Origin of the sequence: Enterococcus xiangfangensis, assembly GCF_005405365.1 — a bacterium.
Classification (GTDB): domain Bacteria; phylum Bacillota; class Bacilli; order Lactobacillales; family Enterococcaceae; genus Enterococcus_A; species Enterococcus_A xiangfangensis.
In genome coordinates this window covers 29,077-50,115 of sequence record NZ_BJDX01000007.1, presented here as the reverse complement: position 1 = coordinate 50,115, position 21,039 = coordinate 29,077, and the positions used below count along the sequence as shown (strand labels likewise).

Here is a 21,039-nt window from a genome sequence, read left to right as displayed (position 1 = left end):
GAAGATGAACAATGAAGAAAATAATCTCACTCATTATCATTGCTGGTTTTGTTTTTTTAGGGACAAGTCAGGTATCTGCTGAAACGAGCGGTTATCACTCGACAGGTGAGGTCGGTTTTTTTGGAAGTTATGAAACAGGCTCGCCTGGAACAACAGATACTAGCAATGACTTCACTCAGACACAAAATAATCAGCAAAAAAATCAATCGATTCAATCAGTAGGAGCCAAATTATTACCTAAGATATCAGATGAAAAAAATTCATTTGCGATTTTGGGACTACTATTACTCATCATTTTTTTATGGCTTCTATTGATGAAAAAAAGGAGAAAAGAAGAATGAAAATAAAATCAACTTACGCAACCGCCGCTTTATTAAGTATCAGTTTATTAGGGAGTTTGCCGCTGACTAGTTTTGCGGCAGAAGGAGATGCGGCAAGCACCGTTACGTCAAAAGGCGAGATCAACTTTAAAGCAGACAGCACGCCGACTGATCCGGTCGATCCAACGAACCCAGAAGATCCTAAACCGCCAGTTGATCCTAATCCCGGCACACCTGGACCGTTAGCAATCGACTTTGCTTCAAGTTTCAAATTTGGTGAACAAATCATCAGTACAAAGAATGAAACTTATTACGCCGCTGCTCAAACTTTTGCGGATGGAGATACGGGTCCCAATTATGTTCAAGTTACTGACAAACGCGGAACCTTTGAAGGGTGGACGTTAAGTGTTGCACAGAGCGGACAATTTGCAACAGCTGACACAGACGGCAGCAAAGAATTGACTGGAGCGGCATTAACTTTAGGAAATGGGGAAGTTGATTCAGTAACAGATCTAGCTTATAAACCTGGAACAGTTGCGGCAGAAACAACGCTTGTGCCTGACCAAAAAGTTGAGTTAGTGGCAGCCAACACTGATCAAGGAATGGGGACATGGGTATATCGCTTTGGCAATATAGAAAATACAAACGCAGATGCATCGGTTGCTCTAAGTGTACCGGGTAAAACACCAAAATTGGCAAAGCAATACAGCACGACATTGAATTGGTCCTTAGAAACAATCCCTGCCAACTTAAATAGTTAAATGTGAAAGGAAGTAGCGGGGATGAAAAGAATCCTACTCGTGACTGGCTTATTGGTCACTTTGATCGCAGCGCCCGCTGTCAGTACTGCAGCGATGTATCCTTCCGATGGGCGTGTTCAATTTGTGCCGAACAATGATCAAACACCGCCAGTCGATCCAACTGATCCGCAAGAGCCGGTCAATCCGGAGACACCTGGCGGACAACCGCCAGAAGCAGGACAGGCTGGTCCATTATCCATTGATTTTGCGTCATCATTTTCATTTGGTGTTAACCGTATTTCTAATAAAGATCAGATTTATTATGCAGACGCGCAGACTTATCGCGATACGGCACACTTGACGCCTAATTATGTTCAGGTAACAGATAATCGCGGAACTGCTTCCGGCTGGGTGCTGACTGTGAAACAGCTACAACAATTTCAAGCAGATAATGCAGCGCTTGAAGGTGCCTTTGTTTCTTTCGGTAATCCTCATGTAAATAGCAATTCGACGGACAGTTTGGCACCGGCTGCATTAGCGGTGAAGGCTTTATTGCCTAATAGTTCAGAGACTCAGGTGATGACGGCTGACAAAACAGAAGGTGCGGGAACTTGGGAAGATTACTGGGGTGAGGTAACAGATTTAGCTCAAGAAAAACCAGATGGTCATTTTTATACTCGGAAAATGACCAAAGCAATCCAACTTCATGTTCCAGGAAAAACAGTGAAGTTGCCTAAAACTTATCGAACAACCTTTGTTTGGAGCTTAAAAGAAATTCCAAGCAATTGATTATTTTAATGAAAGAAGGAAAAAAATATGAAAAAAATTACGCTTTTCTCAACACTTGCTATCTTAGGAACACTCGCTTTATCAACGACCAATGTTTTCGCAGCAGACGGCGGTGTTTATAAATCAAATGGACAGATCAGTTTTGTACCTAATGAGGATCCAACTGATCCAGTTGACCCGACTGATCCAGAAAATCCAGTTGATCCGGTTGATCCAACTGATCCAGAAGGTCCAGGCGAAGGAACGGCGGGACCATTATCTATCGATTTTGCTTCAAGTTTTAATTTTGGAGAACAGAAGATTACTTCTAGCAATCAAGTCTATAAAGCCGCGGCTCAAGAATATAAAAATAGTTCAGGTGAAATCAAAAAAGGTCCAAACTATGTCCAAGTAACCGACAATCGCGGAACAGAAGCTGGTTGGAAATTGATGGTAAAACAAGATGCCCAATTTAAATCAAGTAGTGAAAAAGAATTGACTGGTGCTTCGCTTCAATTAACCAATGGGAATATTGTTACGGCATCTACATCCGCAGAACCAGCAAGTGAAGCCGCAGTTACACTCGTGCCTGGAGAAGAAAGCAAGTTAATGAATGCTGCAGCTGGCCAAGGTGCTGGAACATTTCTACTAGATTGGGGAACGGATGAAACAACTGGTGGACAAAGTGTCTCATTATCTGTTCCTGGATCGACTACAAAATATGCAGAAAAATATGCAACAACGCTAACCTGGACGTTGACGGATACACCGGACAACGCGTAGGACTAATAGAAACGGGTAGAAAGGTTCTTTTCGGGACCTTTCTCTTCCTATTTATTGAGGTGAAGAAAGTGAAGAAAATTTTTGTCTTATTGCTAGCATTGATCAGCGGGTTAGTGATCTATCCTTCTGTGAACCAAGCAGGAGAATTTAATTTTGCAGTAAATCCGGTTATTCCGGAAAATCAAGTCGATAAAAGTGTTAGTTATTTTGATTTGCTATTAGGAGAAAATCAAAAACAAGAATTGCAAGTTGCTCTGAGAAATGATACGGAGCAAGCTGTAGTTGTCGATGTCGATCTGGCAAATGCGACTACAAATACGAATGGTGTAGTTGAGTACAGTCCAAATAAAATTCCGATAGATCCTAGTTTGAAGCATCAGTTGAGTGATATTGCTGAAGCGCCAAAATCAATTACGGTACCTGCAAATGGACAAACAGAGTTGAAAATCAACTTAACGATGCCTGATGAAAGTTTTTCCGGTGTTATTGCTGGCGGAATCACTCTGAGTCAGCACAAAGAAGCGGAAAAAGAAGAGAGTCAAGCGGCTGGTGTATCCATTAAAAATGAATTTTCTTATGTCATCGGGTTGGTAGTAAGAGAAAATGAACAGACGGTTGAACCGAATCTGTTGTTAAACGATGTGAGGCCCGATCAACTCAATGCTCGAAATGTGATCGTATCTTCGCTTCAAAATGATCAGCCAACGTATATCAATCAAGTGGCAATCGATGGTATTGTAACGAAACAAGGCAATTCGAAAGCCTTGTATAAAGTCAATCAATCAGGGATGCAGATCGCGCCAAATTCAAGTTTTGCTTTTCCACTACCTTTAAACGGCGAAAAATTAGAAGCTGGGCGTTACCATATGAAATTGACAGTTTATGGAAATAAAAATGAAAAAGGCAAGTATGAACAAAAAGTAGGCGAAAAATTTGATCATCGCTGGGTTTTGGAAAAAGATTTTGTTGTCTCTGAAAAAACCGCAGATAAATTGAATAAACAAGATGTCACTATCAAAGAAGAGAATAATTGGTGGATCTATCTACTAATCGGTATTATTTTATTGCTGCTTGTTTTGATCGTCTTATTGCTGATATTTTTACGAAAGAAAAAGGAAGAGGATAATGAAAAAGAAAAAAATAGTTAGTGCACTCTTTCTTTCTAGCAGTTTTGCTTTGCTGCTCAATGTCAATGAAGTTCATGGGGAAGTCCCTATTTATAATCCGATGGATCCGACAGAGGAAGTAACACCGATTGAAGGGACTAGTACGACCACAGAACCACCGAAGACAAGTTCCTCTGCAGAAGAAACCACAGAAACTGCAGAGATGCAACCAAAGAAAGCAGAAAAAAAGCAATCAGAAAAAAAAGTTGATAAAACAGCGGCTCACAAATCGCAGAAAAAAAATGAACGGGTTTGGTTGGATGATCTTTTAGCGGATGACCAATTTGCGACGCTGCCAACAACTGGTGGAGGCGGTACTCCTGTTTTAGAAACAAATGTTTTGGCAAAAGTAGCAGCGAAACTTTCCGGTAAAGTACTCATGGGCAGCAGTTCTCAAAAAAGTATTCGTTTCATCTTGTAGTAAGAGAACATTCGTTGTAAATTGGGGGTAGAGATAGAAAATTTTAAAAGTTCATTTATTAGGTGGAAGATTATGAATTGGGAGTTTTTATTAGAAAAAGAAGATCGACAAAAATTGCAGCTGTTAAGGCTTTTAGATCGGCAGCCAAATCAAAAAGTACGTATTAAAGAGATCCAAGAGATGCTGGGTTATTCTTATTACTTGGTGAAAAATACTATCTTAGAGATCGAAAAAGATATTTTGGAACTGGATTTATCGAATTATTTTGCAATTGAGATCACGGAAACTTACGTGAACCTCTACGAAAAGATGAATGCAAATACGACCCTGTTCCTGCACCATTATTTACGAGGATCGATCCAAGTAAAAATTTTAACAGAATTATTTTTTAAGGAACATTTTTCTATTTCCCAGTTTGCGGAAGAACATTTTTCCAGTTATGCTTTTGTTTATAAACGCTTTTTGCAATTAAAACAAAGTTTAAAGGATGAGGGAATCAAAATTGATCGAAGAAATCGTATCGTGGGCGAGGAACATACGATTTGGTTATTTTTTGGTCATTTGTTCCAAACAATCTATTCTATTGAAGAGATTTGACCACCTGAACAGTTTCGACTGATAGAACAGACAGTGAACCGGATCCAGCCGCTTTTAGCAAAAACACTTACGGAAACAGTCAAAGCAAATTTTTATCAACTATTGTTAGTCTTCTTGACCCGCTACAATCAAGGACGTAATTTGAGATTTGCTAAAAAAGAAAGACAGCTGTTAGAGCGGCTCAAACCCGCAAATCAAGCACTATTTGATGGAATCAAACAAGAAATCACCAGGGCTTTTGATCTGCCGGATGAGACAATCGAAGAGGAAGGATTATTTTTATTGAATCTTCTTTATACCGAATCTTTGACAGAACCAATCGGGCAGCTGTTTCCAGAGGCGGAAACACTAGTGATTACTAACTTCATCACCGAATTTGAACAAGTTTTTCAGATGAAACTTGCTGAAGCTGAAGAGCGAAATCTGCGTTCTGCGTTGGAGTTGCTGGTGTGGGATGTTTTTTGTTTTCCCGCAAGAAGCCGCTTTTTCGTTGATACGATCGAGATTACCTATTTTAAGAATAGTTATCCCGAATATTTTGATTTTTGCCAACGGGTGATGTCGCAAACCAAGCTAGTAGACAATAAAGTTCAAGGCCGCTTTTTATTTTATTACGGGTTACTGACGTTGATCCGTTTTATTCCGATTACGCGAGTTTCAGAATCAATCGAAGTTTGTATTGATTTTTCGATTGGCGAAAGCTACAACGACTTGATCAAAAGGGACCTGCTTTATTTTTCTTCATTAAATATCGAAGTCGTTACTATCCAGTCTGAGAAAACGCGGTTGATTTTGACGGATGCAATCAATTTGGTCAATAACTATCCGAGTAAAAAAATTGTCTGGTTGACACCGCCTCGGCCAGAAGACTGGGAACAAGTAGTCGATGAATTGATCGGAATGCGCCAAGAAAACTCGGCAAAATATTTGGATCAAAGTGATTTTCAATAAAAAAATTTCGTCTGTCTTGGATCCTAGAATCAAGTCTATCAAGTCATCCGAAACATGAACAACCCTCTCAAGTTTTTCTTGAGAGGGTTGTTTTAAGTTTTTGAATAGTCATGGGTTTCTTGGAGATGCCCGTCTTGTTTATAGATTTTTAAGGAAACGGCTTTGTTTTTCGCGATCTCTTTTGCGCGAGCAACCGCTTCTTCTTTTGTAGCGCACAAGTCGCTTGCTTGGCTGGCGCCTTCAGAAATGACTTGCCAGTTGGGTTCTTCGTACTGGACTTTTACGGTAGCAGCCAGTAATTTTTCAGCATTTTTATTTTGGGTATGGAGATCGTCTTTTTGGGGAGCGGCGGCTTTTCGAAAGTCTTTCTTTTCTTCGGCAGAAGCCTCATTGAACCATTTTTCAGCTTGGCTAATTGCGATAGGGATCGCTCGTTCATCTGGATAGCCATCATGAAGCAAAGCATTTCCAATATCGATGGCTTTTTTTCGAATCAAAGGGTCTAAATTTTTCATTGAAGCCGGATAGTCATTCATATTCCATGGCATAAACAATTCCTCCCTCAAATAGGTATGACTCTACCTTACTATGGAAAAAACTGTTTTGAAATTGATTTGCTTAGCGTATAGTAGCAACTAACATTTTTTTCAGGCTTGGATTAAAAGCTGAAAGGATTCTTGCTGAGTGTGGTAAGTTGGTATTAATGATAGAGCGGAATAACCGATTAGCAAAAAAGGAGAAGAGCGATGAAAAAAACAGTTGTCTTAGCGCCGGATTCTTTTAAAGAAAGTATGAGTGCACAAAAAGCCTGTGCAGCAATGGAGCGGGGGATTCGCAAAGTTTTGCTTGATGCAGAGGTGATTCAAGTACCGATGGCTGATGGTGGAGAAGGGACCATCGATGCATTAGTCGCCAGCACTGGCGGGACGCGGATCGAAGTCGAAGTTTCAGGACCGATCCCAACAGAGAAAATCACAACTTATTACGGATTATTAGCTGATAAGAAAACAGCGGTAATAGAAATGGCTAAGGCTAATGGTCTCGAATGTTTAAAGATAGAAAAACGAAATCCATTGCTTACTTCGACGTACGGTACCGGTGAAATAATCAAGGCCGCACTGGATCAAGGAGTTGAAAAAATCATTATCGGTCTTGGCGGCAGCGCAACGAATGATGGTGGAGCCGGTATGGCACAAGCATTGGGCGTTCATTTATTAGACGCAACGGGCAAAGAACTGTCTGTAGGCGGCGGGGCATTGAAAAATTTAGCAAAAATTGATGGATCGACTATCGATCCGCGGATCAAAACGACTGAGATCCTGATCGCAAGTGATGTAGACAATCCATTGACGGGTCCAAATGGTGCTTCGGTTATTTTTGGTCCGCAAAAAGGTGCTACACCTGCAATGGTCAAAGAATTAGATCAAAATCTCGCTCATTATGCAGCGATTATTAAAAGAGATCTCGCTAACGATATCCAAATGATTCCCGGTGCTGGTGCGGCTGGCGGATTAGGTGCGGGTCTGCTCGCTTTTACCAGTGCAACGATTCGTTCCGGAGTCGAACTAGTCATCGAGTATACTCAATTAGCAGAAAAAATTGCGAAAGCTGATTATGTTTTCACTGGTGAAGGCGGGATGGATTTCCAAACAAAATTCGGTAAAACTCCTTATGGCGTAGCGCAAGTTGCAAAAAAATATAACAAACCAGTTTTTGCCTGTGCGGGTTTTATCGGGAATCAAGTCGAAACCTTGTACGCGGAAGGAATAACGGCGATTTTTGGGATCTTAGCGAAAGCCAGTTCATTAGAAGAAGCACTGCAAGAGGGGGAAGAAAATTTGGAACGGACGGTTGAAAATATTGTTCGCGTCTTAACTATTAAGTGAAGTAAAGTTAATAATTATGCTTACAGCACGTTGGAAAAAGGCATGTAAAAAAATACCCGCTAGTTGGCGGGTATTTTCATGATCGGCAGTGGCCAAATCTAAATTTTTTTCATTAAATGTATCACCGTGTTCTAAGTCACCATATTTATAGCCGCGTTTGAACCAGCTGATTCGCTGTTGACTCGTTCCGTGAGTAAAACTATCAGGTACGGCATAACCTTGTGCTTCTTTTTGCAACGTGTCATCGCCGATCGCATTCGCTGCAGTTATCGCTTCATCGATATCGCCTGCTTCTAAAATCGGCTGTCCTTGATACGTTTGTTCAGCTAAATATTTAGAGAAACAACCGGCTAAATAGTCCGCTTGCAATTCTAATCGAACACTGTATCTATTGTATTCAGTTTCAGAAACTTGATTCCGCAGTTTATTTAATTGATCTGTTATTCCCAGCTGATTTTGAACATGGTGACCAACTTCATGAGCGATTACGTAAGCCATCGCATAGTCACCGGTTGCCCCATAATTATTAGCCAGCTCACTAGCAAAACTTAAATCTAAATACACATTTTGATCGGCAGGACAATAAAAGGGTCCCACTTGTGAGCTTGCTTGTCCGCAAGCCGAATCGACACTGTCTGTAAATAAAACGAGCGTAGGATTTTGATAAGATTGACCGCGCTTTTCAAATTCTTCATTCCAATAATCTTCCAAATGCGCAAAGACTACTGATGCAAATTCTTTTTCCTCGGTGTATTCTTTTGAAGCAACATTTTCTGTTTCATAAGTTGCCGGCGTGATACCGCCGCCTAATGTATCGGTAACTGTACTCAAATCACCGCCAGATATAAAGAAAACAATGATAGCGATCAAAAAAATACCAATACCGCCGCCGGAGGCTATTTTTCCAACTGATCGCCCACGTTCTTCTACATTGGAACTTTGCCGATCTCCGCGCCACCGCATAACATCTCCTCCTTTTTTCCCTTTTCTTTTATTTTAATTGAAAAACCAGGCGGATCCAAAGAATACAGCTTGATGGATTCATCACTCCGTGCAGTAAGGAAAGGATTGTTTAAAAATAACGTTCGTTTTAAATATTATGCTGACTGTTTCGGTAATTAAGGATTATAAAAATAAAGGATTTTAAAGTTAGCAAAACTGTTTTGAAATATATTTGTAACATTTCTTTTATCTGCGTGATATATACCTATGTTAAACTTACTTCTGACGTTATGAGATCTATCATTTTAAATCAGCATAATAGCCGGAGGAATTATTTAGTGAAAAAAAGTATTATATCAGCGTTGTTGGTGTGCACATTTGCTGTATCAGCAGTACCAAGTATCGCGTTAGCAGATAATTATGATCAACAAATTCAAGAAAAAGATCAAAAAATCAGTGACCTGCAAGGGAAGCAATCTGATGTTCAAATCCAAATCGATGAATTAACAAATGAAATTGCAGCAGTTAGCGGAAAAGTTAAAGACTTAGAAGCAAAGCAAGATCAATTAAATAAAGATACAATGAAATTGCAAGATAAAATTGCCGTTTTAAAAGTACGTATCGCAAAACGTAATGAAACAATCAAAAATCAAGCACGTGATACACAAGTTAAAGGACAAGCAACGAACTATGTTTCAGCTGTGTTAGAAGCAGATTCATTATCAGATGTGATCGGTCGTGTACAAGCGATGTCAACGATTGTAAAAGCTAATAAATCTTTGATGGAACAGCAAAAAGCGGATGAAGCAGCAGTAGAAGCAAAAGTTAAAGATAATGAAACAAAAGTTGCTGAAATCCAAGCCAACCAAAAAGAATTAGAAGCACAAAAAAATACGATTGCTAACAAACAAGCTGAATTGAATGTTGTGAAAGCAAATTACGCAGCAGAACAAGCAACAGCTGAACAAGATAAAGCTAAATTGAAGAAACAACAAGAAGCGGCAAAAGCAGAACAAGCGCGTATCTTAAAACAACAACAAGCTGCTGAAAAAGCGCGTAAAGCTGAAGAAGCACGTCAAGCTAAAGAAGCGGCAAAAGCTCAAAAAGCCTTTGAAGAATCGCAAGCAAAAGCTGAGAAAGAACAAGCACAAGCAGCTGCAGAAAGTTCGACATCTGAAGAAACTTCAGCAAGTGAAGCAAGTTCAACGTCGTCTTCAACTGAAAGCAGTTCAACCGGAAGCAGTTCAACAGAAAAAATCAGCACACCTACGCCAACACCAACTCCAAGTACTGGTGGAAAAGTAGATCATACTGGTTCAGGTAACATGTATGCAGTCGGTCAATGTACTTGGTACGTTAAAACTGTTGCACCATGGGCTGGAACATATTGGGGTAACGGCTGTCAATGGGGTGCATCAGCAGCAGCTGACGGTTTCCAAGTAGACGGAACGCCTGCTGCCGGTTCGATCGTTGTCTTTGCACAAGGACAATCGGTAGGTACATGGAACGCGGATCCTTCCTATGGACACGTTGCGTATGTTCAATCATACAATGCTTCAAACAACACGATTACGATCACTCAAGGCGGTATGGGATTCCCAACGCCGAATGGTCCAAATACTGCAACATTAAGTGCATCAGGACTACAATATATTCATCCTTAAGCAAATCAGCGAAGAGTTCTCGAGAAATCGAGGACTCTTTTTTACTGCAAAAAAATTGTGTGAGTACTTATGTTTGAGTGGTTGTTGGAAAAGTGCTAGCATATAACACGTGATCAGGTCAAAGTGTTTTTATTTTTGAAAGAAGGAATCACTTATGAAACAAGTATTGGTTTTAGGAGCCCATGGAAAAATCGCTCAGCTTGTAACAAAAAATCTGTTGGCTCACGACATTCAGCAAAAACTTTTTTTACGAAACTCAGCACGATTGCAGATCGAGGATCCTGCAAAAGAATGGTTAATCGAAGGAAATGCGACCAGCTTATTTGATTTACAACAAGCGATGACCGGTAGTGAGATCGTTTATGCAAATCTGGCAGGAGAGATCGTTGAAGAAGCACGAAATGTAGTTGCTGCGATGAAGACTAAAGGGGTCAAGCGTTTGATCTGGATCTCGACTTTAGGAATTTATGACGAAGTTCCTGGCAATTATGGTAAATGGAATCATGAACAGTTAGACGGTGGTTATTTAGAAACTTATGCTGAAGCTGCTAGTGTAATTGAAGATTCGGGATTAGACTATACGATTATTCGCCCGGCGTGGCTAGATGATCAGACCGAAGTTGCCTACGAACTGACTTATAAAGGTCAGGCCTTTAAAGGAACAGAAGTTTCACGAGCAAGCATCGCTGATTTAGTTACTAAGATCATCCTCGATCCAGAGCTTTATCTCGGTGAATCTCTCGGTGTTAATAAACCAAATACGGATGGTGACAAGCCCGCTTGGTACAATTAATTCAAAAAAGACACGGTGAAAATTTCCCGTGTCTTTATTTTGGTTGAATTTGTTTTAGCTGAGCGAGACAACAAAATAAATTTGTGCTTCTAGTATCCAGGGCTATCAAAAAAGAAGGATTCCGTTATAATGAACAAGTATGATTTTTTGTGTAGAAGGGAACTTGTTTAAAGATGTTTACTAAGCAACAATCTATAGAATCTGATTTGCTTGAGACCGTGCCAAATCTAGCCGATCGTACGACGTTGCAACAATTGATCGCAAAAAATGGCGGGAATTCTTTTAGTGAAGAACAACTAGCCGCGATTCGCTTTCCAATGAATACCCATTTACGGATCATTGCTGGTGCCGGTAGTGGAAAGACACAAACGATTTGTGCAAAGGCAGCTTATCTGGTTTTAGAACGGCAAGTCGATCCGAAGACAATCATGATGTGTACTTTTTCGCGTAAGGCAAAATTAGAAATGGAAGCTCGGATCAATCAATACCTAGGTGGGCATACGAAAATCGCTGTTCAGACATTCCATGGCTGGTTCAATGCAGAATACAATGAGCTGACGAGCCAAATGCCTCACTTGAAGCAGTGGGGAATCGAAGGAGTCATTGATGAAGAACAGTATTATCAAGGAATCAATCAACTAATCAAAAAATATCGGCTATATAATTTTGATAAATTTGAAGAACGGACAATCGCTTCTAGAATCAGTTATTGGCGTAATATGGGCTATTCAGATCAAGCAATGGTCGAGTTTGTCGCTAAATATTTTGATGCCAAAGAATTGATTCCAAATCAAAAATTAAGTGACATTTTCCAGCAATTTTTGGCCGAATTGGCTATGTTGAAAAAGGCCCAACGATTTATTACCTTTGACGATATGTTATTTAATTTAAAACTGATTTTAGAAAATGATGCAACAGCACGGCAATCTTTGCAAAAAAAATATCGCTATATTTTTATCGATGAATTTCAAGACATTAATCCGCTGCAAAAACAAATCGTTGCTTTGATTTGTCCGCCTGATAAAGCGACTTCGAAAAAAATTTCAAGTAAGCTGATCATTGTCGGGGATGACGATCAAAGTATCTACTATTTTCGTGGCGCTGAGCCAAATTATATCAAAGAATTTGAACAAGAATATCAGCAGACTTCGTTACAGCTGATGACTAATTACCGTTCAGACGCACCGATTGTAGCTGCTGGCAATCGCTTGATTCAACAGAATGCACACGATCGTTTAGCTAAAAGGATGACAGCTAAAGAATCGGCAAGTCAGCATGATTGTTATGGACTGAGTTTTTCCGATGATGAACAAGAAGCAAGTTGGATCGGAGAAAAGATTCAAGAATTAGCACAACAAACACCGTTAAGTGACGGCAGTCCAGATTATCGCGATACAATGGTACTGTATCCAACGCGTATCCAATTACGGTCGTTGTTAAAGCAGCTGACAAAACAAAAGATTCCTTTTGTTACACCAACGAACGACGATTTATTAGGGATTTTTGGTCTGCCGCTATTCAAAACACTATTCCAACAATTAACCTTGTTGGATTCAGCGACATCTATGCAGCAAAAAAATGAAGCACTAAAGACGATCATTCAGCAGTATGCGTTTTATCACTATATCAAATTCGGGGAAAGTGCCCAATTCAGTGAAGCATTATTCCGTAAAAATAAATTTAAGATCAATGATTTAGTCGCTTTTTTAGTTAGCGAAAGAAAACTTTCGCAAGCCTCACAAGATCAAGCCAAAGAATTTTTTAAGCAAATCTATTTGTTCTATCAACGCAAGTACTTGAATCTAGGAGCGTTGGCAGAAGCGCTGTTAGCTACTCCGAAATTCAAAAAAGATTTGAGTGAAGAAGAAGTTGATTGGTTGCGCCACGAATTATCTTCAGCGGGTGATTGGCCGGGTCTGCTGTCAGCGTTTCAACAAGCCAGTCAGCAAAATAAAGGAATGAAAAAACGACTGAACGACTATGATCAAGAAAAATTAAATGCAGTTTATTTATTGTCAATCCATGCTAGCAAAGGTCTAGGCAAGAAAAATATTTTTATTAAAGGTGTTTACCAAGACGCCTTGCCAAATCATCATGCCGTTAAAAAAGCGGATTGTGATCTGCAAAAGGCTAAAGAAGAGGCGGCTCCGCCTACGACGATTGAAGAACAACGCAGATTGATGTATGTCGCGATCACGCGGGCAAAAGAGAATTTGTATATTACCTTTCCTAAGACGATCAATAATAAATCGATCACCCCCTCTCCTTTTTTAAAAGAAGCGGGGTTGTCCATAAAAGATTATTCGAAAGCAGCGAGTATTGTAGACAGTTGATTAAAAAAGCTTAAAAGGAGTTTGTAAAGCGTTGAGACTAGAAGTAGGAACGGCAGCTTATTTACGAGCAGCCAGCAGTTATATCCGGATGGAAGTTTTTGTTTTAGAAAAGGGCATCGCTTTGACGGATGAATTTGATCAAAATGATGCGAATGCTAGTTACAGTGTAATTTTTGAAGGAACACAGCCGCTTGCGACCGCTCGATTTTTAAAGGAGAGCGATAAAATTGCTCGTATCGGACGGGTAGCGGTTTTGAAAGAACATCGGCGAAAACAATTAGGACGCCAAGTGGTAAACGCATTGGAAGACTTGGCAATCAACGAGCACTTTGAACAACTTTTGATCCACGCAGAATTAACGGCGGCAGAATTTTATGAATCATTGGGGTATCACCGCGTTGGTAAACCGTACGATGAAGACGGCATCCCTTGCATCACTTTAAGTAAAAAAATCTAACCCGATTCCTTGAAAGATCAGGTGTTGGATGGTTGCAACAGCTAAACATTACGTTGCATTTCATCACCAGCAGGCAACTGATAGCACGCGTGTTATCAGTTTTTTGTTGTTCAAAAATCTAAAAACCAAACCGTTTTCAAATAAAGCTATTCCTAGAGAAAGATTCTTTGCCGGGCTTTTGAAAAAATAGTATTATCAAGGAAGAATACCGGTCGCAAGGTTTACTTTTGTTGTAAAGTTGGCGACTTGATCAAGTGTTTAAAAATTGAGTTTTTTAGCTGAAAAAGGAGAGGGTAGTATGAAATTTGTTGTTATTGGTGGAGTAGCGGGGGGCCCCTCATTTGCCACGCGTTTGCGTCGGTTGAATGAAGAACACGAGATCGTGATCTATGAACGAGGAGAAGATATTTCTTATGCTAGTTGTGCGTTGCCTTATTATTTGGGCGGTGTGATCGATGATTTAGACTCGCTGATTGAACGTACACCAGAAATATTAAAAGTAAAAAATAATATCGATGTGTTTCCAAAACATGAAGTCCAATCAATTGATCCAGACAAAAAACAGTTAGTTGTTAAGAATCTGCAGACAGGAGCAGAGACGACGACGAATTATGACAAATTAGTCATCTCTTCAGGTGCGCGTCCAACATTGCCACCAATTGAGGGAGCGAATGAAGCAACGAACGGATTTATTTTGCGAAGTGTCACAGACGCAGCTGAGATCAAAACATATATCGATAAACATGATCCGAAAAGTGTATTGGTTTTAGGTGCCGGTGTGATGGGGTTAGAATTAGCAGAAAACTTCAAGCATCGCGGCTTAGATGTCACTTTAGTCGATCAATTACCGCAAGTCGCTTTTCCTTATGATGAAGAAATCGCTGATTTGATTTATGATAAATTGATTGAAAATGGACTGAAGATCCATTTGAGTACTCGGGTAGAAAAAATCAATCACGCAGGAAAAGAAGTCGTCTTATCTGATGGATCGATTCTGAATCCTGACTTGATTTTATTTGCGACCGGCGTGGCCCCAAACAATGAAATGACAAAAAATGCAGGGATCAAGCTAGCTGAGGATGGACAAATCATTGTCAATGATCAGCTGGAAACAAATGTGCCGGACATTTATGCGATCGGCGATATTATCAAAACGACCAGTTTAGTAACAGGCCTCGCAACCTCCAGCATGCTGTCTAGCGCCGCAAACCGCCAAGGCCACATGCTGGCAGACATAGTCAATGGGACGCCGATGCGTTATCGCGGATACATCGGTGCCGGTGTGGCGAAAATTTTTGATTACACTGCTAGCTATGCCGGAATGACGGAACATGCACTAAAAGCCGCGGGAATCACAAATTATAAATCAATTTTTGTGACACCTTTTGATCATGCTTATTTCTATCCAGAAGCAAAACGATTGAATTTAAAAATTATTTTTGATGCAACGAGCGGAAAAATTTTAGGTGGACAAGCGGTCGGCGAAAAAGGTGTGGATAAGCGGATGGGCGAACTATCTGTAGCAATCACTGGAAATTTAACAGTATTTGATTTACCTGATTTGGAATTGCCCTATTCACCGCCTTATTCTACAACACGAGATCCACTGAATATTGCCGGTTATGTAGCAATCAACCAAATGACAAATGTAGTGGAGACAATCAAAGCTGCTGATATTCCCGCAGAAGATTTGGCAACGGCCTTTTTCTTAGATATTCGTGAAACAGATAAAGCTAAATCAGGCAGCATCGAAGCTAGCAAAAATATCCCGATGAATGAATTGCGGGAACGAATCAATGAGATCCCTAGAGATCGCAAAGTCTATATCACGTTTAGAAAGGGATTAAATACGTATACTTCAGCACGAATCTTAGCTGGTTTTGGTATCCCTGCAATTTTGATCGAAGAATAAGCTGTTAGGAGTTGCGACGCAATGTCACAACTGATTCAAAAATGCCAAGCGAACAGAATAAATTTTGACGTTAACTTTTTGAAGGACAAAACAAGTCGAAAATCTTTTTCTACGATAACAGAATCGATTTGAAAGTGAAAAGTTGCTGTAGTAGAGTGAAAGTAGCGACTTAGGAGGGATCATGATGAAAGACTTGCAATTAACAACAGAAATGCTGGATCGTGCACAGGAACGTTTTGAAGAGACCTTTGAGCAAATGACGATCGATGAAGCGAATAAAATGCCCGCTCCTTTGATCAAATCAGTGACTTGGCTGATGTGGCACACAGCGCGAGAGTTAGACATCCAAATTTCTGGCTTAAATGAAACGGAACCGTTGTGGACGAGCGACGGTTGGTCAGAAAAATTTGGCTTAGACTTGCCTGATGACACGGAAGATTGGCGCCATACACCAGCAGAAGCCGCAAAAGTCATCGTGACTGATCGACAATTAGTATTGGATTATTTGGCTGTCAGCATTGAATTTACTAAACACTATTTGAAAAAAATTGATGAGGCAAGTTTTTCTGATGTGATTGACACAAACTGGGATCCACCCGTCACGCGACAAGTCCGGATCGTTTCAGCAATCGATGATGCCGTGATGCATTCAGGTCAAGCCGTCTATACTAGACGCTTAGTGATTGGAAAATGATTTTTTAAAAGCAAGTTGATCAAAAAGCTGAAGCACTGTTACTTTGTGTTTCAGTTTTCTTTTTGTCCTACTAGAGCATCTTCAGCTTATGTGGTACAGTGAGTCAGTGTGAAATTTTAGAGGAGGATAAAATCCTATGCGAAATATCAAGTTAACGATCGAATATGACGGCAAACGCTACCTTGGCTGGCAGCGCTTGGGTGATTCAGAAAAAACGATCCAAGGAAAAATTGAAAGTGTGATCGCCCAGATGACTGGTGAGAAAATTGAGATCATTGGTTCTGGCCGAACGGATGCTGGGACTCATGCTAGGGGACAAGTGGCAAATTTCAAAACAAATTCTGAAATGGCCCGCAATGAGATGCTGGAATTTTTTAATCGTTATTTACCAAGCGACATCGTAGTGGTAAAAGTAGAAGAGGTGCCGGAGCGTTTCCACGCACGGTATAATGTCAAAGGCAAACAATACAGTTATTACGTTTGGAATGATCCAGTTCCAACAGCTTTTGAGCGGTATCACAGCTTCTATTTCCCGCAAGCATTAGATATGGATAAAATGAACGAAGCTTGCGAAAAATTGATCGGTAAACATGATTTTCTTGGTTTTTCTGCGCTGAAAAAAACAAAAAAATCAACGACTCGAACGATTGAAAATATTTTGATCGAACGTGAAGGCAGCATGCTGCACTTCACATTTATCGGTGATGGCTTCTTGCACAAAATGGTCCGAATCTTAATGGGGACCATTTTAGAAATCGGTGCAGGAAAACTACCAGTAACAATTATCGATGAGGTATTAGAAAATAAAGTCAGAGAAGCCGCTGGTGAGACAGCACCTGCCCAAGGCCTTTTCTTAGACCAAGTCTATTATTAAATTAAAAAAACTGATTTTGAGTATTTACTCAAAATCAGTTTTTTTTTAACTTCTTAATCCGCGTCCGCGATCAATCAAATACCAGCAAATGCTGTAAAGAACGACGATAAATAATACTAAGACAGACATCGACACGATAATTGAGACATCCATAACACCGAGGAAACCATAACGGAAACCAGAGATCATATAAACAATCGGATTGATTTTTGAAACAGCTTGCCAGAATGGCGGCAGCATCGAAATCGCATAGAAGACACCGCCTAAATAAGTCAGCGGCTGTAAAACAAACGTTGGTACGATCGAAACGTCATCAAAAGATTGGGCAAAAATACCATTTAATAACCCTGCCAATGAAAATAAAATGGACGTCATCAATAAAGTGATGATGATGATCAGCCATGAATAAACATGAAGCGGGACAAAAAATAGTGAAATGATCGTAACTAATGCTCCGACTAATACACTTCGTCCGATTCCGCCGATCACAAATCCCCAAATAATGATATGAGTGGGTACCGGGGCGACTAAGATCTCTTCGATATTTTTTTGGAATTTTTGTGAGAAAAATGAAGAAGAGACATTAGCATAAGAACTGGTGATCACAGACATCATGATCAAGCCGGGGACGATAAATTCCATATAAGAAAATCCAGCCATATCACCGATGCGTCCGCCGATCAAATTTCCAAAAATGACAAAATATAAAGAAGTAGTAATGACTGGCGGAACTAAAGTCTGCACCCAGATCCGCAAATAGCGGTTGGTTTCTTTGACTGCCAGACTTTTAAGAGCAGTGAAATATAAATTAGACATGTTTTTCCTCCGTGATTTTTAGGAATAGTTCTTCTAAGCGGTTGGATTTGTTTCGCATAGAAAGGACTTTAATTCCTTGGTTTGATAATTGTTCGAAAACACCATTGATCCCTTGATCGCGAATGACTTCTACTTCGAGGGTCTGTTCGTCTTCAAAAGTATGTTTGAAACCATGGATCTCAGGCTTTTTGTCGTAAGGAGCCAGATCAAAAATAAATGTTTCAAATTGTAGTTTAGCTAATAATGATTTCATGCTAGTGTTTTCAATCAATTCACCAGATTGAATGATTCCGATGTTGCGGCAAAGCATCTCCGCTTCTTCTAAGTAATGAGTCGTTAAAATGATCGTAGTCCCATTTTCATTCAGCTCTTTAAGAAACGCCCACATTTCCCGACGCAATTCGATATCAACACCAGCAGTCGGTTCATCTAAAATCAGCAGACGTGGTTCATGCATCAATGCTCGAGCGATCATCAAACGACGTTTCATCCCACCAGAAAGCATTCGTGCCCGCACATTACGTTTTTCCCATAAGTCGGATTGCTTCAAATATTTTTCACTGCGAATCAAGGCCTCTTTGCGGGGCACACCGTAGTATCCGGCTTGATTGACAACGATTTGTTGGACTGTTTCAAAAGGATTGAAATTAAATTCCTGCGGTACCAAACCAATTTGCTGTTTGGCCATCACTAAGTCTGTGTCTAAATCGTAATCAAAAACTTTGACATTACCGGCAGTTTTATTGACTAAGGAAGTGATGATCCCAATCGTCGTGGATTTTCCGGCGCCATTAGGACCCAATAACGCGTAGAAATCACCTGCTTCAACAGTCAAATCAATTCCTTTTAAAGCTTCAACTCCAGTTGCGTATACTTTCTTTAAATCTTTTATTTCAAGTGCATTGCTCATTAACTGTACTCCTTATGTATTTTTTACTAATCCTGACGACGTAAATAGTCAATTGAAAAATCTATTTTCTAAAATGCTAAAACATGATCAGAGCAGTCGGCACATCCATTTTAAGCAACAAAATCAAAATGAGTGAGACCATTAGTTTAGTGTGACTCTTTATTTTATCATTCCTTTTGAGCATCGCAAGCGTAACGACTTCATTTGATTGTTCAGAAAATAAAAAAGTTGAAAAATAAGCTGTTATTGCAAAAAATATAATGAGAACCGTTAAAAAAGTTAGAAAAAGTACTGGTGGAAAGGTGAGCGGTTTTTGTATGATTAGACGGAGGTGAAGTTCATGAAGAAATCACAATGGTATAGGGATCAATGGGGAAAACCCACACATGACGATCGGATGTTGTTTTTATTGCTGACAGTCGGCGTTTTTCAGGCGGGACTGAGCTGGCAAATAGCTGCCGGCAAGCGGGAAATTTTTGAAAGAAATTTTTGTGACATGGATTTCCATCAAGTCGCAGCCTTTTTTCCAGAAGATCTTGAACAAATTGTCAACGATCCCGAAATGATCCGCAATCCGCGGAAAATTCGGGCAATAGTAGCAAATGCCCGTGCAATCGTTACACTGTTAAAGGAATATGATAGTTTTGCTGAATACCTATGGGATTTTACAGGCGGTGTGCCAATCATCCATGAGTACGAGCTAAAAGATGAAGTACCCAACACGTTGTCAGAAGCCACTGTAATCGCTAAAGATATGAAAAAACGCGGTTTCGTCTATGTTGGACCAATCGTTACCTGTATGTTTCTTAAAGCCGCTGGGATCATTCAAGATCAGATAGTAGAATAGAGTGAAGAAACCGTAGGTACTAAGATTTCTTTACTCTATTCACAGTCATTTTTTGCTAAATAGTTTCAATTCGTTTGATTCCATTTTTATACATCTCATCAATTAGCTTTTTATCTGTTTGATTGTCAGTAATCAGTAAGTCAATCTGATCAATAGGAAGAAAAGTATACAGAGCTCGTCGGCCAATTTTTGTATGATCAGTAACAACGATTTTTTTTGCTGAAGCTTCGATCATATTTTTTTTTGTCGTAATTAATAACTCATTAAAATGAGTTAGTCCTTTTTCTACGTTAAGGGCAGGAGTAGCAACGAAAATTTTATCTACACTGAGCTTCTGTAAGGTCTCGTTAGCGATTTGACCATTCAACATGTAGCTATCATGAAAGAGCGTTCCCCCGGTAACAATGGTAGTAATATTTCGATTAGATCGAAGGACAGAAGCGATATTTACATCATTAGTAATAATTGTGATGTCTTGTAGATGCGGCATTTCATTTAACGTTTTAGCAATTTGCAATGTTGTCGTTCCAGAATCTAAAATAATAGCTTCACCACTTTTTATATACTTAGTAGCGTATTTTCCAATATTTGTTTTCTCAAGCATATTTTCAGTTGCACGATCTTCAAACACTGGTTCATCATGTTTGATACTTGCTGGAACAACACCACCATGAATTCGTATAACAAGACCCTGTGATTCTAATTCATCAAGATCTCTTCGAATAGTAGTCTCATGAACCTGAAATATTTCAGATAATTGTATTACAGAAATAAATTGTTTTTTTTCAATTTCTTCTAACAATCTTACTCTCCGCTCGCCTGTGAGCATTTCATTCACCCTCTTATAAGATTTGTAAATATTTTAGAAAGTCATTTCTACTCTTTAAACTTAGTTTATGTAAAACAATAGAAAGTGTCAATGGAAAAGAGATATATCGTGTGATAACGAGTTATTTTGAGTGCTGTTGTAATAAATATTATTTTTATCAAATTAATGGACAAAGGAGAAGTAGTATCCTATAAAATCCTTGTGTTCATAGAAATACAGCATTTAATACTATAAATGGACTGTGCAAAAATATTTAGTATTTTTCATTTAAAGCGTTTACAAAAATGTATTAGGATGATATACTCATTAACGAGCCAAGAAGAGTGCAAATGAGCG

At 39.6% G+C, this 21,039-nt stretch carries 21 protein-coding genes and 1 pseudogene; 17 read left to right on the top strand and 5 right to left on the bottom strand.

The window, feature by feature from the left end:
• Window positions 1-11: 11 nt before the first annotated feature.
• The 8 genes from FFM68_RS09420 to FFM68_RS09385 all read left to right on the top strand — a co-directional run bounded on the left by FFM68_RS09420 (window position 12) and on the right by FFM68_RS09385 (window position 5,746).
• Entirely contained in the window at window positions 12-341 is a 330-nt protein-coding gene (locus FFM68_RS09420; RefSeq protein WP_137619090.1) for an EF2685/EF0750 family sortase-dependent surface protein, read from the top strand.
• Window positions 342-343: 2 nt separating this feature from the next.
• The gene (locus tag FFM68_RS09415; protein WP_244925816.1) at window positions 344-1,081 is read left to right on the top strand and encodes a WxL domain-containing protein; all 738 of its coding nucleotides are present in this window, start codon (window positions 344-346) and stop codon (window positions 1,079-1,081) included.
• Between the two features lie 21 nt (window positions 1,082-1,102).
• Complete coding sequence (locus FFM68_RS09410) at window positions 1,103-1,849, top strand: WxL domain-containing protein (RefSeq protein ID WP_137619088.1); 747 nt, start codon at window positions 1,103-1,105, stop codon at window positions 1,847-1,849.
• Between the two features lie 27 nt (window positions 1,850-1,876).
• Window positions 1,877-2,611, top strand: coding sequence for a WxL domain-containing protein (locus FFM68_RS09405; protein WP_137619087.1), 735 nt, complete (start codon window positions 1,877-1,879; stop codon window positions 2,609-2,611).
• Between the two features lie 68 nt (window positions 2,612-2,679).
• The gene (locus FFM68_RS09400) at window positions 2,680-3,759 is read left to right on the top strand and encodes a WxLIP family cell surface protein (protein WP_244925815.1); all 1,080 of its coding nucleotides are present in this window, start codon (window positions 2,680-2,682) and stop codon (window positions 3,757-3,759) included.
• Window positions 3,737-4,198: a hypothetical protein gene (locus tag FFM68_RS09395; protein ID WP_137619085.1), complete on the top strand. Its 462-nt coding sequence runs from the start codon at window positions 3,737-3,739 to the stop codon at window positions 4,196-4,198. The genes FFM68_RS09400 and FFM68_RS09395 overlap by 23 nt, the downstream gene beginning before the upstream one ends.
• A gap of 72 nt (window positions 4,199-4,270) precedes the next feature.
• Window positions 4,271-4,795: a helix-turn-helix domain-containing protein gene (locus FFM68_RS09390; RefSeq protein ID WP_137619084.1), complete on the top strand. Its 525-nt coding sequence runs from the start codon at window positions 4,271-4,273 to the stop codon at window positions 4,793-4,795.
• A 33-nt stretch (window positions 4,796-4,828) separates the two neighbouring features.
• A complete protein-coding gene (locus FFM68_RS09385) occupies window positions 4,829-5,746 on the top strand; it encodes a hypothetical protein (protein ID WP_137619083.1) in 918 nt (305 codons plus the stop codon).
• 92 nt (window positions 5,747-5,838) lie between these two features.
• On the opposite strand, the gene FFM68_RS09380 is transcribed toward FFM68_RS09385, so the two are convergent.
• Window positions 5,839-6,294 carry a DUF2188 domain-containing protein gene (locus FFM68_RS09380; RefSeq protein ID WP_137619082.1) on the bottom strand — a complete coding sequence of 152 codons (456 nt, stop codon included), beginning with the start codon at window positions 6,292-6,294 and terminating at the stop codon, window positions 5,839-5,841.
• 198 nt (window positions 6,295-6,492) lie between these two features.
• Between FFM68_RS09380 and FFM68_RS09375 the strand changes: the two genes are divergently transcribed.
• Window positions 6,493-7,632, top strand: coding sequence for a glycerate kinase family protein (locus FFM68_RS09375; RefSeq protein ID WP_137619081.1), 1,140 nt, complete (start codon window positions 6,493-6,495; stop codon window positions 7,630-7,632).
• A 90-nt stretch (window positions 7,633-7,722) separates the two neighbouring features.
• Here FFM68_RS09375 and ypfJ read toward each other — a convergent pair.
• Window positions 7,723-8,595 (bottom strand): annotated as a pseudogene (gene ypfJ / locus FFM68_RS09370) (KPN_02809 family neutral zinc metallopeptidase); the annotation flags it as partial.
• A gap of 317 nt (window positions 8,596-8,912) precedes the next feature.
• Between ypfJ and FFM68_RS09365 the strand changes: the two are divergent.
• The 7 genes from FFM68_RS09365 (at window position 8,913) to truA (ending at window position 17,301) form a co-directional block, all read left to right on the top strand.
• Window positions 8,913-10,238 carry a CHAP domain-containing protein gene (locus FFM68_RS09365; RefSeq protein WP_137619079.1) on the top strand — a complete coding sequence of 442 codons (1,326 nt, stop codon included), beginning with the start codon at window positions 8,913-8,915 and terminating at the stop codon, window positions 10,236-10,238.
• A gap of 154 nt (window positions 10,239-10,392) precedes the next feature.
• On the top strand, window positions 10,393-11,031 hold the full coding sequence (locus FFM68_RS09360; RefSeq protein WP_137619078.1) for an NAD(P)H-binding protein: 639 nt from the start codon (window positions 10,393-10,395) through the stop codon (window positions 11,029-11,031).
• 173 nt (window positions 11,032-11,204) lie between these two features.
• Window positions 11,205-13,364 (top strand): ATP-dependent helicase, encoded by a 2,160-nt coding sequence (locus FFM68_RS09355; protein ID WP_137619077.1) that lies wholly within the window; start codon window positions 11,205-11,207, stop codon window positions 13,362-13,364.
• Window positions 13,365-13,395: 31 nt separating this feature from the next.
• Window positions 13,396-13,821 carry a GNAT family N-acetyltransferase gene (locus tag FFM68_RS09350; RefSeq protein WP_239585148.1) on the top strand — a complete coding sequence of 142 codons (426 nt, stop codon included), beginning with the start codon at window positions 13,396-13,398 and terminating at the stop codon, window positions 13,819-13,821.
• A gap of 298 nt (window positions 13,822-14,119) precedes the next feature.
• Window positions 14,120-15,733 carry an FAD-dependent oxidoreductase gene (locus tag FFM68_RS09345; RefSeq protein WP_137619076.1) on the top strand — a complete coding sequence of 538 codons (1,614 nt, stop codon included), beginning with the start codon at window positions 14,120-14,122 and terminating at the stop codon, window positions 15,731-15,733.
• Between the two features lie 184 nt (window positions 15,734-15,917).
• The gene (locus tag FFM68_RS09340; protein WP_137619075.1) at window positions 15,918-16,427 is read left to right on the top strand and encodes a DinB family protein; all 510 of its coding nucleotides are present in this window, start codon (window positions 15,918-15,920) and stop codon (window positions 16,425-16,427) included.
• 136 nt (window positions 16,428-16,563) lie between these two features.
• The gene (gene truA / locus FFM68_RS09335; RefSeq protein WP_137619074.1) at window positions 16,564-17,301 is read left to right on the top strand and encodes a tRNA pseudouridine(38-40) synthase TruA; all 738 of its coding nucleotides are present in this window, start codon (window positions 16,564-16,566) and stop codon (window positions 17,299-17,301) included.
• 45 nt (window positions 17,302-17,346) lie between these two features.
• Here the strand turns inward: truA and FFM68_RS09330 are convergent, their stop codons facing one another.
• Both FFM68_RS09330 and FFM68_RS09325 read right to left on the bottom strand, forming a co-directional pair.
• The gene (locus FFM68_RS09330; RefSeq protein ID WP_137619073.1) at window positions 17,347-18,117 is read right to left on the bottom strand and encodes an ABC transporter permease; all 771 of its coding nucleotides are present in this window, start codon (window positions 18,115-18,117) and stop codon (window positions 17,347-17,349) included.
• Window positions 18,110-19,027, bottom strand: coding sequence for an ABC transporter ATP-binding protein (locus FFM68_RS09325; protein ID WP_137619072.1), 918 nt, complete (start codon window positions 19,025-19,027; stop codon window positions 18,110-18,112). Before FFM68_RS09325 ends, FFM68_RS09330 begins: the two co-directional genes overlap by 8 nt.
• Before the next feature lie 340 nt (window positions 19,028-19,367).
• Between FFM68_RS09325 and FFM68_RS09320 the strand changes: the two genes are divergently transcribed.
• A complete protein-coding gene (locus tag FFM68_RS09320; RefSeq protein ID WP_137619071.1) occupies window positions 19,368-19,874 on the top strand; it encodes a DNA-3-methyladenine glycosylase I in 507 nt (168 codons plus the stop codon).
• 55 nt (window positions 19,875-19,929) lie between these two features.
• On the opposite strand, the gene FFM68_RS09315 is transcribed toward FFM68_RS09320, so the two are convergent.
• The gene (locus FFM68_RS09315) at window positions 19,930-20,676 is read right to left on the bottom strand and encodes a DeoR/GlpR family DNA-binding transcription regulator (RefSeq protein WP_239585147.1); all 747 of its coding nucleotides are present in this window, start codon (window positions 20,674-20,676) and stop codon (window positions 19,930-19,932) included.
• Window positions 20,677-21,039 lie beyond the last annotated feature (363 nt).